14 protein-coding genes are annotated in these 15671 nt (G+C 46.5%); 9 read left to right on the top strand and 5 right to left on the bottom strand.

Annotated elements, in window-relative coordinates; all coding sequences use genetic code 11:
• Nucleotides 1–825 precede the first annotated feature (825 nt).
• Nucleotides 826–1716, bottom strand: a complete 891-nt coding sequence (locus tag AC5JBY_RS03710) for a cupin-like domain-containing protein (protein WP_495903206.1) — start codon at nt 1714–1716, stop codon at nt 826–828.
• A gap of 162 nt (nt 1717–1878) precedes the next feature.
• Between AC5JBY_RS03710 and AC5JBY_RS03705 the strand changes: the two genes are divergently transcribed.
• Together AC5JBY_RS03705 and AC5JBY_RS03700 are read left to right on the top strand one after the other, a co-directional pair.
• Nucleotides 1879–2490, top strand: coding sequence for an L-threonylcarbamoyladenylate synthase (locus AC5JBY_RS03705; protein ID WP_495903205.1), 612 nt, complete (start codon nt 1879–1881; stop codon nt 2488–2490).
• Nucleotides 2491–2527: 37 nt separating this feature from the next.
• Entirely contained in the window at nt 2528–3139 is a 612-nt protein-coding gene (locus tag AC5JBY_RS03700; RefSeq protein ID WP_495903204.1) for a GNAT family N-acetyltransferase, read from the top strand.
• A 223-nt stretch (nt 3140–3362) separates the two neighbouring features.
• On the opposite strand, the gene AC5JBY_RS03695 is transcribed toward AC5JBY_RS03700, so the two are convergent.
• Nucleotides 3363–3677 carry a hypothetical protein gene (locus AC5JBY_RS03695; protein ID WP_495903203.1) on the bottom strand — a complete coding sequence of 105 codons (315 nt, stop codon included), beginning with the start codon at nt 3675–3677 and terminating at the stop codon, nt 3363–3365.
• 96 nt (nt 3678–3773) lie between these two features.
• Complete coding sequence (gene rnhB / locus AC5JBY_RS03690; RefSeq protein WP_495903202.1) at nt 3774–4391, bottom strand: ribonuclease HII; 618 nt, start codon at nt 4389–4391, stop codon at nt 3774–3776.
• 190 nt (nt 4392–4581) lie between these two features.
• Between rnhB and AC5JBY_RS03685 the strand changes: the two genes are divergently transcribed.
• The 5 genes from AC5JBY_RS03685 to AC5JBY_RS03665 all read left to right on the top strand — a co-directional run bounded on the left by AC5JBY_RS03685 (nt 4582) and on the right by AC5JBY_RS03665 (nt 10904).
• Complete coding sequence (locus tag AC5JBY_RS03685; protein WP_495903201.1) at nt 4582–5388, top strand: sulfite exporter TauE/SafE family protein; 807 nt, start codon at nt 4582–4584, stop codon at nt 5386–5388.
• A gap of 340 nt (nt 5389–5728) precedes the next feature.
• Entirely contained in the window at nt 5729–6427 is a 699-nt protein-coding gene (locus AC5JBY_RS03680) for a twin-arginine translocation signal domain-containing protein (protein ID WP_495903200.1), read from the top strand.
• 26 nt (nt 6428–6453) lie between these two features.
• On the top strand, nt 6454–7443 hold the full coding sequence (locus AC5JBY_RS03675) for a c-type cytochrome (protein WP_495903199.1): 990 nt from the start codon (nt 6454–6456) through the stop codon (nt 7441–7443).
• Nucleotides 7444–7473: 30 nt separating this feature from the next.
• Nucleotides 7474–8601, top strand: a complete 1128-nt coding sequence (locus AC5JBY_RS03670) for a COX15/CtaA family protein (protein ID WP_495903198.1) — start codon at nt 7474–7476, stop codon at nt 8599–8601.
• A gap of 59 nt (nt 8602–8660) precedes the next feature.
• Nucleotides 8661–10904 (top strand): patatin-like phospholipase family protein, encoded by a 2244-nt coding sequence (locus AC5JBY_RS03665; protein WP_495903197.1) that lies wholly within the window; start codon nt 8661–8663, stop codon nt 10902–10904.
• Nucleotides 10905–10967: 63 nt separating this feature from the next.
• Here AC5JBY_RS03665 and AC5JBY_RS03660 read toward each other — a convergent pair whose 3' ends face one another.
• Entirely contained in the window at nt 10968–11864 is an 897-nt protein-coding gene (locus AC5JBY_RS03660) for a diacylglycerol/lipid kinase family protein (RefSeq protein WP_495903196.1), read from the bottom strand.
• A 143-nt stretch (nt 11865–12007) separates the two neighbouring features.
• Here AC5JBY_RS03660 and AC5JBY_RS03655 point away from each other — a divergent pair, with 143 nt between their 5' ends.
• Both AC5JBY_RS03655 and AC5JBY_RS03650 read left to right on the top strand, forming a co-directional pair.
• The gene (locus tag AC5JBY_RS03655) at nt 12008–13297 is read left to right on the top strand and encodes a hypothetical protein (protein WP_495903195.1); all 1290 of its coding nucleotides are present in this window, start codon (nt 12008–12010) and stop codon (nt 13295–13297) included.
• A 131-nt stretch (nt 13298–13428) separates the two neighbouring features.
• Nucleotides 13429–13866: a nuclear transport factor 2 family protein gene (locus AC5JBY_RS03650; RefSeq protein ID WP_495903194.1), complete on the top strand. Its 438-nt coding sequence runs from the start codon at nt 13429–13431 to the stop codon at nt 13864–13866.
• Here AC5JBY_RS03650 and AC5JBY_RS03645 read toward each other — a convergent pair whose 3' ends face one another.
• On the bottom strand, nt 13867–15660 hold the full coding sequence (locus tag AC5JBY_RS03645) for an alpha-amylase family protein (RefSeq protein WP_495903193.1): 1794 nt from the start codon (nt 15658–15660) through the stop codon (nt 13867–13869). It abuts the gene before it with no gap.
• Nucleotides 15661–15671: the final 11 nt, after the last annotated feature.

The raw sequence follows: 15671 nt of genomic DNA, 5'->3' as shown, positions 1-15671 counted from the left end.
GGTTTTGTAATTAGATTTAATCCGTACCCTATACTTATAACCTTTCAATCTTATCTACGGTCGTGCTCCTTTATAACCACAAGGCTTATAAGTCGTTCATTTTGTGCTTTCCACGCAATCCTCGATGATCATTCCTTTCGCAAATAAAAAAGCCAGCGATGGAAATCGCCGGCCTGTGCTTACCTCTGAAACCACAAAAAGAAAGAAGGTAACTATATATTGACTATATATAAATTCAGTTTAAAGGATCCCACATTGGTCATGAATTGGATTATGAACATCAGTGAAGAATACATAAAGCGGCTCACTGTGGCAGATAGATGCCAGAAAGACCTTCTTTTTGTTCAGATGAGCACTTTTGGTACTTCACTCAATTTTTACTGCCGCAACTAATAAGAGCATAAGCAGTTGGTTTTGGCTAACGACAACATTTGATATTACTGTTGCCAAAACTCACAGGGTCGTAAACAACGGTGACAGAGGTAAAAAGCTTAATGTTTTATAAGGGTAACGAACGAACTATTTATTCAAAATATATTCGTGCTTTCTTTTTTGATCTTGGAAATTGGTATAAACCTGGAAATTGGATGGTTGGAATGAGGAGATTGGAGATTCAGGTGCTTTACAGGTGTGAATAGTGGTTCAGCACATAAGCAGGGTAAAAGTAAAGACTGTTTTCTTAAAAATCAATATTTTCTTCAAGAATTTTTAATGACCAGTGTAATTAAACCCATTTATTATGAAAGATCAATTACATAATTAGGGTGCTTACCGGTCAAAAAATACAGCCCGTTATGTTTAAAAAGCGGGCTTGTTTGACCATCGTTAATAAGAGACCGGATGAAGGCTGATTTCCTTCTCCGCAGCTTTAAATACTTTCTCTTTCTTATAATCATACCACCACTTGGGCGCGGTTTTCTTCATCAGCGTATCGATGCTGCGCATACCAAACAAGTTCCAGGCGCCCTGCAGCTTGCCCGTGAAAGAAGATTGCAAAGCCCTTAAGCTCATCGCAAAGCCACTATCCAGGTACTCCATGTGATGCCAGTAACCCGCAGGCATGAACAACGTATCGCCATGCTCCAGGATTACCTCGTAGCCATTGGCCAGCCTCAAAGCAGGGAATTGTTGATAATCAGGATGGCCATTTTGGTTGTAGTGCGAAAAGTCGGCCAGGCTCAATACCTCGAAAGGCTTGCGGTATAACTTATGCTGCTCCTCAAAAGGAAACAGCAACACCCTTTTCCTGCCCGAAAACTGCGTATGCAGAATGTGCGACATGTCGATGTCGAAGTGCATATGCGTAATGCTGGTGGCGCCCCCCGTAAACAACATGGGATACCGCTTCACGAAACCCTTCATCAAATGCTCAGGCCAGGTAAAATCCTGGGCCAGTTCCGGGGCATGGTCAAAAATGTTGAACAGGAAAATGCGCCAGCCGGCAGGGCCCTGGCTGATCATATCGATGTACTCGCCAAAAGTTTTGTAATCGTCGGCCGTATTGATGGGGGTATAAGCGTCACTTTTTACGTTGTTATACAGGCCTACACGTTTATCGCCAACCTTCTCTTTAAAGAAGTTCCAGTTCCATTTGGTATAGGCAGGCCAGTTCTTTGCCAGGTCGTTGATAACTACTGGCTTCATGGGTTTATAGTAATGCTGCTGAAACTCTTCTCCGCTGATGGTGTCTACTCTCTCAACAGGTTGTAAACGCATGGAAAAAATTTTGCGCAAAAATAATATTAAATCCAGGTATGATGTACTGGCTACCCGGAATATGTTGACAATGTGACAACTGCAAACCCCCAATTGTTGTCCCATTTTTTGCCCAGGTGCGAAATTTTACGCTTTGTTGACTTTTAGATATAATTTTAAAGTATGTTGTTACATCTACACCCGGATAATCCACAGCCCCGTAATATTCAAACAATTGTGTCGGGATTGTCCAAAGGTAATGTGATCATTTACCCTACCGATACCATTTATGGCCTGGGCTGCGATATCTACCAGCAAAAGGCCATAGAACGGATTTGCCGCATCAAACAAGTCAATCCCCAAAAACAGCAACTGTCGTTCATCTGTCATGATCTTAGTGACCTCAGTCAATATACTAAAAGCATTTCTACACCTTTGTATCGGATGCTAAAAAGCTATTTGCCAGGACCTTATACTTTTATCTTGCCTGCCAGCAAAGAAGTGCCAAAGATCCTCAAAAGCAAAAAAGACACCGTTGGTATCCGGGTGCCCGACAACAACATAGCCCGCGCCATCGTCAAAGAACTGGGCCGTCCCATCCTGAGTACTACCCTCCCGGGCGACATGGTCGAGGAATACACCGACCCCGAACTGATGTACGCCAATTTCGAAAAACTGGTCGACATAGTAGTCGACGGCGGAATAGGTGGTATGATGCCCTCTACCGTTATCGACTGTACTGGCGAAGAGCCAGTCATTGTTAGACAAGGCGCAGGAGAATGGGTGGCCGGATAAATGGCTGTATATTCGCGCGGCCTAATCAACAATAGCCATGTCTACCCCATCAAGCGAATACAAGCAATACTTTCCCGCCACCTTTGAACTGGAAACAACCCGTGTTTTATTACGGCTGTTGCAGCCCGGGGACTTTGATACACTCCATGCCCTGGCTCAGTCAAAAGACATATGGAAATACTTTGTCCAGGAGCTCGATGATGCACAGACACTCCACAAATGGATAGCAGACCTGTTGCAGGAACGGGAACAGGGAAAAAGAATGCCCTTCGTGGTCATCGATAAAGACACGGGAAAAATAGCCGGCAGTACCAGCTACCTCAACATTTCCTTTTTTGATAAACGACTCGAAATAGGCTCCAGCTGGCTGGGCAAAGACTATATGGGAATGGGTGTAAACAAACACGCAAAATTCGTATTGTTGAGCTATGCCTTTGGCGTAATGAAAATGGAACGGGTGGAGATCAAGACCGACAACCTGAATGAACGCGCCAAAGCGGCACTACTGAAAGTGGGTATGATACCTGAAGGCGTATTGCGCAGCCACATGCAGATGCATTCCAACCGCCGCCGTGACACCATTTTCTTCAGCATCCTCAAAAACGAATGGCCCGAACGCATGGCCAGCTTCTTCCCGGAAATGATATAAAGTACAAAACGAGGTGATACCTTTTCCAAAGGTGTCACCTCGTTTTGTTTGGAAAGAACGAAGAAAAAGGAATTGCCCGGCCCTTTAGGGCCGGGATACAGTGATCTATATTTAAAGGGGCTTTAGCCCAATTAACTCAGGTCTTCAACACTGGTCACAAAAAATCCCCCGCGAAGCGGGGGACCTGAACAACCATTCCGATCATTGTCAACAAAAAACAAGATTAGTCAAAGCGCCTGTTACCATTGTGCTTGAACCGGTAAATGTTACGGCTGGCCCTGCGTTGATCATGACGAAGGATCTTCCGTTCGCCACGGCTGAGGTAGCCATCATTCCTTTTAAACCGGTGATATCGTTGATGCAGGTGACGTTGTTGTTGATGTAAGCGGTAAGCCTCGCCCCTTGTCAAACCACCACCACGCTTTCCCTGTTCGATACGCTGATGCTGTATACGGTCTTTGCCGCGAATACCCTGCGCATGAGCGCCTATCGAAAGTCCAAACAGGAGTACCAAACCAAGGATCAGTTTCGTCTTCATACTGTATAATTTAAATGCAACAAAATAGATACAGTAGTAAGACTGCAGACGGTCTCCACAGTTTAAAAGAGAGAACGCCGGGAACTGTTATAAAAACTATAAATCCAGCGCAAGCTGGGGAGGCAGGCATTGAAAAGATTTGCGGTGGTAAGGGCTCATGCCGTGCTCTCCGATCGCAAGGCGATGTTGCGGCGTACCATAACCCTTATTCGAATCCCATTTATATTGCGGATATTCAAGATGAAGTCGTTTCATATAATCATCCCGGTAAGTCTTGGCCAGGATACTCGCAGCGGCAATAGAAGCATAAATACCATCACCTTGAATAATACATTCGTGAGGAATGGAAGAGTAGGCTGTAAAACGGTTACCATCGATCAGTAGCAACTCAGGCTTAGTAGTGAGCTGGTCAATAGCCAGGTGCATGGCTTTGAAAGAAGCCTTCAAAATATTGATGCTGTCGATCTCTTCATGGTCCACAATGCCTACGGCAAAACTCACAGCTTCTTTTTCAATGATGGGCCTCAATGTATACCGGTGCTCTTCGGTCACCTGTTTGGAATCATTCAGCAGCGGATGATGGAATTTTTTAGGCAGGATAACGGCAGCGGCAAAAACAGGCCCGGCTAAGCAACCCCGGCCAGCTTCATCGCAGCCAGCTTCCAACAATACTTTCTGGTGAAAAGATTTGAGCAACGCGTAAACTTTGATCAAAAATAAGGGATGGAAACATTGCAGGATCGCTCCGGGAAGCATAAATTACCCACATCTTCACACAAAAGGGGATGCGTCACCTCGCAAACTAACCTTACCTTGCGCACCGTTATAGGTTGTCACCCGATGCAATGTCACCCTGAGCTTGTCGAAGGGTTGAAGGTCTTTACAGGTGTATGGATTACACAATATGGAAATAGCAGGATACATAATAGCAGTGTTGATCGGCCTGTCGCTGGGGCTGGTAGGCGGCGGCGGCTCTATTATCACTGTGCCGGTGCTGGTCTACCTGCTGAAAGTAGAGCCGGTATTGGCCACCATGTATTCTCTGTTCGTAGTAGGCACCTGTAGCCTGGTAGGGTCAGTCAAAGCATACAGAAAAGGATTGGTGGATGTGCCGGTAGTCTTTGTGTTTGGCAGCGCATCCATGCTCTCCGTGTTCATCGCACGCCATCACCTCGTACCACTCTTACCCAATTACTTTTTCTCCATTGGCCATGTTGTAGTTACGAAAGCAGTATTCCTTATGTTACTGTTTGGTCTGCTCATGCTGCTGACCTCCATTTCGATGATTCGCTCATCAGGTAAAACATTGACTATAGTACCCGCAAGCGATCAACCGCGAAAAATGCGGCCGCTCTTTCTGCAGGGAGCTGCTGTAGGCATTGTAACCGGACTATTAGGAGCAGGTGGCGGTTTCCTCATCATACCGGCATTGGTACTGTTTGGTAAGCTGCCCATGAAAACAGCAGTAGGCTCCTCTCTTACCATCATGACCTTCAGCTCACTCTTCGGTTTCTTCAGCACCATGGCCCAGTATACCATCAACTGGACATTACTCTTAAGCTTTACAGCCATCGCCGTAGGAGGCATCTTCGTTGGAACAGCTTTGTCCGACAAAATATCCGGGAGCTCACTAAAAAAAGGATTCGGCTGGTTCGTATTCATGGTCGGCCTTCTCGTGTTGCTACGGGAAATATTCGTCCATGAAAATTGAGTGTCGAACATCGAATGAAGATTACTCAGTCTTCAAAAATCTTAGTAATTTTAAAGTCGGATTTACACAGCTACATATACAATACAAAAGCCAGGATTTTTTCTTCCTTCATGTAATGAGCTGACGAATCAACCTTACGTCACCAGCATTACAAAATCCTCTGTCAGGCGCCTTCCTTTTACTTTATCCATTTGATGGGATCATTAGTTACAACAACCAGTCAGACCATTGTCCATTAACCCGTAGTCCCCGCTTTCGGGGATGTTGCATTGCACTTTCAGGGATTGTATACCCCTGAAGGAGTAAGGAATTTTGTGTCGTTCATTTAAAAAATATAGTTATGCAAAACAACGAACTGAACGTATCATCACGCCGTGGATTCTTAGGAACCCTTGCTACAGGCGTTGCAGCCCTTGGAGTAACAACATTGACATCATCATTCACCTCGATGCCTGCGCGCACATTTACACCAGGTGAAATAGCAGATGCAGAAGAGTGGTTCAATAAAATAAAAGGCAAACACCGCATCGTATTCGATGCAACACGCCCCCACGAAATATTTCCATTCGCCTGGCCGCGCGTGTTCCTCCTCACCAATGCAGCAACCGGTACACAAGAAAAAGATTGCAGTGTAGTAGTGATACTGCGCCATGATGCAATAGGATATGCAATGAAGAGCGACCTCTGGGCTAAATACAACTTCGGAGAACTATTCAAAGCAGAAGACCCTGCTACCAAGCAGCCTGCCACACGCAATCCATTCTGGCAACCTAAAGCCGGCGATTTTAAAGTGCCTGGATTTGGACCAGTAGCAATAGGCATAAACGAACTGCAGGAAAGTGGTGTCATGTTCTGTGTATGCGATGCGGCCATGACGGTTTACAGTGCAGCAATAGCAGGGAAAATGAACCTGGATGCTGCAACAGTAAAGAAAGAATGGGTGGCCGGATTGTTGCCCAACATCCAACCGATGCCTTCCGGTGTATGGGCAGTCAGCAGAGCGCAGGAACATGGATGCTCCTATTGCTTTGCAGGATAATACCCCACAACTTTTAAAACCACTGTATGTCACGCACAATGCAGGGATGGATCCTGCTCACAGGCGTAGCGGTTATATTATTCACCATACTTATCAACGCGCATTCAACAGGCCCTCAGGTAGCAAAGCCGGCTTTGCCGGAAGCGTCTGAGTGGCCCTGGGAAGCGCCCGATACCGCCACCATACCACAAACTGAAACAGGAAAGCTCATCAGGTATGGACGGGTTTTGATTGTCAAAACGGCCCATTACCTCGGGCCGCAAGGCCTAGTGCAGCCCATTTCCAACGGCATGAATTGCCAGAACTGCCACCTCGATGCCGGCACCCGGCCCTGGGGCAATAACTACGGCGCAGTAGCAACCACCTACCCACGATACCGCGAGCGCAGCGGCACAGTGGAGTCGGTAGAAAAGCGCGTCAATGATTGCCTCCAGCGTAGCCTGAATGGTAAAGCGCTCGATAGCAACAGCCGCGAGCTGAAAGCCATGGTTGCCTACATAAAATGGGTGGGGAGCGAGGTACAAGCCAACAAAAAACCATTGGGAGTAGGCATTAGCAATCTGCCTTACCTCGACCGCCCGGCCGATAGTACACAAGGAGCATTCGTTTATGCGCAATACTGCCAGCGTTGCCATGGAAATAATGGACAGGGATTGTCCGACAGCCTTCAACACGCAGGCTATTTATATCCGCCATTATGGGGCACACACAGCTACAATACCGGTGCAGGTCTGTATCGGCTTAGCAAATTGGCCGGATACATAAGAGACAATATGCCCTACGATGAAGCATACCATTGCAAGCCTGTGCTTACCGATGAAGAAGCATGGGATGTGGCCGCATTTATCAATTCACAGACAAGGTCTGCAAAGACCTTCTCCAAAGATTGGCCCGACATCAGCACCAAACCAGTTGATCATCCTTTCGGGCCATTTAGCGACACGTTCTCCACGCAGCAACACAAATATGGGCCGTTCAAACCCATAGAAACACAAAAGAAAAAAGCAAAAACATAAGCGCCCGCAAACCGTACCTTTGCGGGCGCTATGGATACAAACCTCCAATACCCCTCGCCAGATTCAATACTGCCCGATTTAGATGCTGCGCGCGAAGCAAAAGCCCGCCGCTATGTATCCAACTGGATACTCATTGGCGTATTCATGTTGCTTATCCAGGTCGTATTGGGAGGTATTACCCGTTTAACGGGCTCGGGATTGTCCATTACCGAATGGAACGTAGTAACAGGCGCCCTGCCACCATTGAATGAAGACAAGTGGACACAGGAGTTTAACAAATACCGGCAAACACCACAGTACCTGCTGCTCAATTCAGATTTTACTTTATCCGACTTTAAATTCATATTCTTCTGGGAGTGGTTTCACCGGTTTTGGGCGCGGTTGATCGGCGTGGTCTTCGTGGTGGGATTTGTATACCTCGTAGCAAAAAAATACCTGAAGCGCGAGATGCAGCAACCGCTGATCTTTCTCTTCATCTTTGGTGCATTCCAGGGAGCCATCGGTTGGATCATGGTGGCCAGTGGTCTCACAGGTGATGCGGTGTACGTGAAACCTACCCGCCTGGCCCTGCATTTTATCTTTGCGCTGGCCCTTATCAGTTACGCTTACTGGTTTGCCCTGCAGCTCCGCGTAAAACCACAACAACGGATCGTGGTGCCTGCCTTGCGCAAATGGACGGGGTGGATTATCGGATTGTTATTCGTGCAGCTTATTTTTGGCGCCCTCATGGCAGGCCACAAAGCGGCCCTCACAGCACCCACCTGGCCCGATATTAACGGAGATTTAATACCGGACAACCTGCTTCGCGAAAGCCCCGTTTTACTGAACTTCTTCGAAAATAAGATTACCATACATTTTGTACACCGCACACTGGCCTACCTGATATTGATACTCGTGGTCATATATACCATCAAGGCGTTTAAAGTAGCACCAGCAGGCGATACGTTCCGTAAAACCCGCATAATGCCGGTGCTTTTCGTAACGGCACAAGTAATATTAGGGATCGTTTCGGTGCTCGTTAGCCCAGGTATCATGCCCCAAAAATGGGGATTATTCGAATGGATGGCCCAATTACATCAGATAGTAGGTATGCTATTATTGTTGAGCTTTGTGGCCATGTTATACCTGCTGCCCAAACGAATACCTGCAGCAACATAATCAAACTGGCAACTTTTCGTTTTTGATAGTAAATTGAGCACGAAAAGTATCCTTGCAGCATGAAACCCTTTATACGCGGATTATATTGTTCCTTCCCCATCCAGCTATTCCTGCTGCATTTTAGAAAATTTCAGGTACTCCTGATCTTCTGGTTTGTACTATTCAGTACGGTGAACGGTACATTCATGAAAAGGTTTGGAGCCGATTCCCTTTACCTGGCCCCGGAATATATGGGCGAAGTCAACGCATTGAGCGCAGCATTTGTAGGCGTGGCTATCGGCATCTTCATCATGAGCTGGAACATTACCACCTTTATATTATTCAGCCGCCACTTTCGGTTCCTGGCTACTACTTCCAACCCATTCCTGAAATACTGCATCAACAACGCCATCATACCACTATCCTTTCTCATCTTCTACTTCAGCAAGGCTGCCAGGTTTGCCGGCGTAAAAGAGTTGATGACCACCAGCGGGATTTTTTTGCTGATCATAGGGTTCCTCGGAGGATTGATCGTTATTATCTCCATCTCCTTATTCTACTTCTTCAGGGCAGATAAAACCATCATCCGCCGGCTTACCCCGGTTATTAGCAATCCCCAGCTATTCAAAGCCCAGTTCAGACGGGGAGAAGATAAACTGACCCAGAGCCGGCTCGTAAAAGTAGAGTGGTACCTCAATTCCATATTCACATTGAAGAAAGTGCGCGATGTATCACACTACAGCCGCGAATTCGTGGAAACCATTTTCAGTCGCCACCACTTTGCTGCAGTACTATCCGTCTTTGTAGCATTTATCTTTCTCATAGTAATGGGATTTTGGCTTGATAATCCCCTCTTCCAGTTGCCCGCCGCTTCCGGTATTACTATATTCTTTGCGATCCTTATAGCAGTTTCCGGCGCGTTTTCCTATTTCATGCAAAGCTGGAGTATACCCGTATTGGTATTGCTTTTCTTTATACTGAACCTGCTGTACGATTACAACATCATCGATCCCAGTAACAAAGCGTATGGGTTGAACTATGCCAATAAGAACGACCGGCCTCCCTATACCCGTGAACACCTTTACGAATTGACTGCCCCTGAAAAAGTAAACCGCGACAAAGACAACATGATCCGCATCCTTGAGCGATGGAAAGCGCGGCAGGATAGCAAAAAGCCAGTCATGTTTGTGATCAATACCAGCGGGGGAGGCAGCCGTAGCGCCGCCTTTACCATGAACGTGCTCCAATGCCTCGACAGCCTGAGCAATGGAGAACTGATGAAAAAGACAGCCTTCATTACAGGTGCTTCCGGTGGCATGTTAGGCGCTGCTTACTTCTGTGAGCTGAGCCGCGAAAAAGCAAGCGGAAAGAACATACGACTGCAGGATGATAAATACGTAGACGATATTTCCGGCGATCTGCTCAACGCACTCTTCACCTCCTTTGTAGCCAGAGACCTGGCATCACCCGCACAGAAATTCAGTGTAGATGGTTACGAATACGTAAAAGACAGAGGGTATGCCTTTGAACAAAAGCTGGACCAGAATACACATGGCGTCCTCAATAAACAACTAAAAGACCTCTACGAAGATGAAATAAATGCGCGCATGCCCCTTATGCTGTTCAGTTCAGTGATCACGCAAGACAGCCGCAAAATGCTCATCAGCACACAGCCCGTGAGCTTTATGATGCAGCCGGTGTACGATACCAATAAACTATCGGAAATAGAGCCGGATGCAGTGGATTACCAGTCCATGTTTGCCGCACAGGACCCCATGAACCTGCGCCTGCTTACCGCCTTACGCATGAATGCCACCTTCCCATATGTGTTGCCCAATGTGTGGCTGCCTACCAATCCGGTCATCGATGTCATGGATGCGGGGCTGCGCGATAACTATGGCCTGGAAACTTCTATTCGCTTCCTCCAGGTATTTCAACAATGGATCAGAGAAAATACAAGCGGAGTAGTGTTGATACAGATACGCGACAGGAAGATTGCCGGCTGGGATCCTTTCGAAACAGAAAACATTACCGAAATAGCTACCAAGCCGGTGTTGCTCTTGCAAAACAACTGGTACAAAATGCAGGAGTATTCACAAAACGATCTGCTCTGCCTCACACAGCAGATATTTGGGAAACAATTCTATAAGTTATCCTTCCAGTACCTGCCCAAAAAAGAAGATGCGCGGGCTGCACTTAACTTTCACCTCACCAAAAGCGAGAAGCTGGATATCAACGAAGCCCTCTTCAGTATCGACAACCAGCGAGGCTTCCAGTTCTTCCAGGAACTCTTAAAGCCTCGTACCTCTCCTCCTGCGAGATAGTTAAACATATCTGCGAAGCAAAAGCCCTTTCAACCCATCAACTTTTCAACCTGTCAACCTTCCTCAAAACCCGTGGATCAAATTAAAATACTGCGGCAGCACTTTGATATTTAGTTTCACTGGTGTATCACGTGGTTCACCATCGATGTGCATAGGAGCATGCCCAACATTAGATATACTGAGCTCCTGCGTCTGGAAATAGATCACCGGAGAACGTAAGGAGTTTTCGATACGGCGCAACTTCCCCGCCAACACCTGCTTCATCACGGTGAGTAACAACAGCGGCTTGGCGATCTTCTTTACAATTACCACATCCAATAAGCCGTCAGACAATACTGCCTTGGGTGCAATAGTAAAATTGTTACCAAACTGATTACTATTAGCGATACTCACAAAAAAAGCATCGGTGGTAAACGTGAGCTTATTAGCTTCTATCTTGAATAAGTAAGAGCCGGCAGAAAAGAAGTTGCGGGTAGTGAGAGAAGCGTAAGTAGCGAGGCCACGTTTAGGTTGCTTCGCAAACTGGTGGGCAACCTGTGCATCGAAACCAAGACCACATAGCATACAGGCAAACTGATCATTGACCATAAAAGCATCCGTTAGCCGGGCTTTACCTGAAAAGACAACATCCAGCGCCTTCTCACTGGCTTTCGGAATACCGGCAGCCAAAGCCAGCCCGTTACCCGAACCCATTGGGATAATGCCGAATTGAACACCTGTATCAGTCAGTGCATGCACTACCTGGTTCACAGAGCCGTCGCCGCCACAAACAACAATATCAGTATAACCTTCTGTTAATACCTTTTTCCGTACAGCGATATATTGAGCATTTACATCGGTATCCATAATTTCAAAAGGGATACCGGCAGCCTTGGTGCGCCGGGAAATCAACTGCTTCAGCGAACCCTTACCCTTCGTACCGGAAATGGGGTTAACAAGGAAAATGATCTTTCTTGACATGCGGGGCAAAATTCTAATAATTCTGGCAATCAAACGTTAACAAAGCAAGAATGTTTTATGGATGACAGATTCCCATGGGGAAAATTTACCACGTGCCTCTCCGGTAAAACAGCTAAATTCAGGCACACAACCAGCTAACGCCTATGACCCAGACTGTCAATTATTTCCAGTGGACCTTCGGCCAGAAAGTAGCCGTACGCTTCTTCTTCCTGTTCTTTATCCTGTACATCATCCTTAACCCAAACGGTGTGTTACCCAAAGTAGATCTGCTCTTTAACATCTACATAGAGGTATTCCACAAACTCATACCCTGGATAGCTAAACACATCCTGCACCTTTCTTACGACATTACGATCTTTACGAATGGCAGCGGCGATACAACCTACGATTTTGTAACCCTCCTGTTTATCTTTATAACAGCACTGACAGGATGCATCATTTGGTCGGTACTTGACCGCAAACGCGCCAGCTACAATAAACTCTACTACTGGCTCACGGTGATTGTGCGCTACTACGCTGCCTTTACCATGCTCACCTATGGGTTTGTAAAAGTGTTCAAGCTACAATTCCCATTTCCTTCACTCCACAAACTGGTACAACCACAGGGCAATGCTTCACCCATGGGACTGGCATGGACATTCATGGGATACTCCAAAGGGTACAACTATTTCACCGGCTTTGCAGAAGTGTTGGGAGGATTGCTATTGCTGTTCCGCCGTACCACTAAAGCCGGAGCTATCGTTACCTGCCTCGTGATGGGCAATGTTATGGCGATGAATTATTGCTTCGACATACCCGTTAAGCTGCTTTCTACCATGATTGTCATTATGAGCCTTTTCCTGATGGCTAAAGACATGAACCGGCTTATCAAATTCTTCATCCTCAACAAACCCACTGATCCCAGCATTACAGCTGCGCCAGCCATCCGCAAAAGATGGTTGCGTTATACCCTGCTCGGTGTCAAAATATTATTGGTGGGCTATACTCTTATCTGGACAGTGAAGGACAGCTACGGAGCACTGGACCAATACGGCGATTTAGCACCTAAGCCACCATTATACGGCATTTATGATGTACAAAGCTTCGTAAAGAACAACGATACCATACCACCATTGAAAACAGATGCCACGCGGTGGGGCAAACTCATTGTTGATTATACAGAATACGCACAGATAAGAATGATCAATGATAGTGCACAAGGATATGCCTTTAAACCCGATACCGTGGCTAAAAAGCTCATTATATACTCTTACAACGACACAGCCAACAAAGCCACCTTTGCCTATACCTGGCCTGAAAAAGACATCCTACAATTAAACGGCAGGTGGGGCAACGATTCCCTGGTCATCAGCATGAAAAAATTCGACCTGAACAACTTCCGGCTGATAAGCCGGGGATTCAATTGGATCAACGAATACCCGTACAACCGATAAGTAAAATGACGTTGCAAAAAATCCATTTTTGTATGTCAGTGATTTAAAGCTCGTTGCCTGAATGCCTTGTTGCCTCGCTGCCTTTTTCCGTATTGGCACGAGATTTTCAAGTACACCCCAAAACGAAGTATATGTCAGACCCCCTTTATGCAACCAACGATGTAGACAGTACCTGTAGAGAATTATTACAACAGGCGTACACAGCATTCAATGCCCGCAATGTAGAAGCAGCGCTGCTGTGCATGGATTCAGACATAGACTGGCCCAACGGTATGGAAGGCGGTTACCTGTATGGACACAAAGCAGTACATGATTATTGGGTGCGGCAATGGCATATGATCGATCCCCACGTAGAACCCATGAGCTTTAGTATTGGTGATGACGGAAATATCGTTGTAGAAGTGCACCAGGTAGTGCGTGACCTTGAAGGAAACATCATTTTGGAAGAAACAGTATACCATGCATATTTAGTAATGCAAGGGGTGATCAAGCGAATGGAAATACGCAAAGCAACCCCACTGGTTGAAACCACAGAAAGTAATACTTTACTCGCGGAAAGCGATCATTGATCAACGAACTTTATACCACCGGTAACCGTATCCTTCAAGGTTATAGCTGAAAGGTGCATTGGCAGAAATAAATATTTCTTCGCTCTTTAGCAGGTTATCCAGGGTCTGCGTTTCCTTGTCAGGTTTGATCTTTACTTCCTGCGCCTGCTCACTAAAGTTGTGAAAAGTGATCAATGATTCACCTTCCCAATCATACTGCATGGCCAGTACATGCGAAGAGCCGGAAGGAATCAACTTCCAGGCGCCACGGCCCTGTCCGGGTAAAGAATCCCGTAAGCCGATCATGCGAATAGTCCAGTTCAATAGAGAACCCGAATCGGTAAGCTGGTTGCGCACATTCACCAGCTTGTAACTATAATCGCCGGTATCTATAACAGGCCGCACAGTGTTGGACGCTTTGGAAAAGCCACCCTGGCTACTGTCGGTCCACTGCATCGGCGTCCGTACCGATTCCCTTTCGGTCAGCGTAAGGTCATCACCCATACCAATCTCATCACCATAGCCGCTGATAGGTGTACTCGGCAACGCAAACAATAAACTATAAGCTAGTTCCAGTTTCCTGCGATCATTATTCAACATGGGCGCCAGCCGGCGACGAATACCTCTGTCATACAACTGCATAGAACTATCCGGACCAAAAGCCTGGTAAACTTTATCACTCTCCCTATTATTCAATTTGCTGAGATCAAGCTCATCATGATTGCGTAGGACCTGAGCCCACTGTGATCGGAAAGGAATATCGCGCGTAGCATTCAATGCATCAGCCAATCCATCAACTTCACCTGTAGCCAATGCATAAAACAAATACTGATTAGCATAAGAATTAAGCAGCATGTGCAAACCATTACCATTCTTACCGAAATACGACTCCGATGCTGAAGGCATCACATTCGCTTCACCCATAATAATAGCGTCGGCGCGCTTTGCCTGAACCACATGCCGCAGCTCTGTAAGCAAAGTATATTGCTGCTCAAACCTTTCACCCTTGGTTTCCGGTATCTCGATAAAAGATGATGCTCCATACAGCCTGAAGCCGGCAACACCCTTGTCCATCCAGAAATTGGCAACGCGGATAACCTCCGCCACCACACTGTCGTTTTGCGTGTTGAGGTCGGGCTGAAAATCATAAAAGCGATGATGATAATAAGCGGCTGCAACAGAATCGTACGACCACGTAGAAGATTGTACACCGGGAAATGCCATTCCCTGATTTATGTTATCAGGCTTTTCTTTCGACCAGACATACCAGTTGTGGAAAGGGTTGCCGGGATTACGTCCCTGCACAAACCAGGGATGCTGATTGGAAGTATGATTAACAACCAGGTCCATGATGATACGCAAGCCACGTTTATTCGCTTCCTGTATCAGTTTGTTGAAATCTGCCATCGTACCGAGACGGCCATTAACACCATAATAATTGCTGATGTCATAGCCATCATCTCTATTGGGCGTTGGTTGAAAAGGAGCCAACCAGATGGCATCGATGCCCAACCCCTTTAGATAATCCAGCTTTTGAATAAGCCCCTTGAAGTCACCGGCACCATCACCATCACTGTCCCGGAATGTTTCTACATCGAGCGAATAGATCACACTACTCTTGAACCAGAAATTATTGATACTGACAACCGTGTCTTCACCAGATTTACGTTTCTCTACCTTTACATGCGCAATAAACCCGGCGTCGTTATTGACTACATCCCGCCGCCCTTTAGTACGCAGCCGGGTAAGCCACACGGCGCCGGCAGCTAATAGGATCACGGCCAGCGAAAGCAAAATGATCTTCTTCCTTTTCATGGTATTCGATT

The organism is Paraflavitalea sp. (assembly GCF_059502485.1).
The sequence above is the reverse complement of the archived record's forward strand: the minus strand, read 5'-3'. Positions and strand labels throughout refer to the sequence as shown.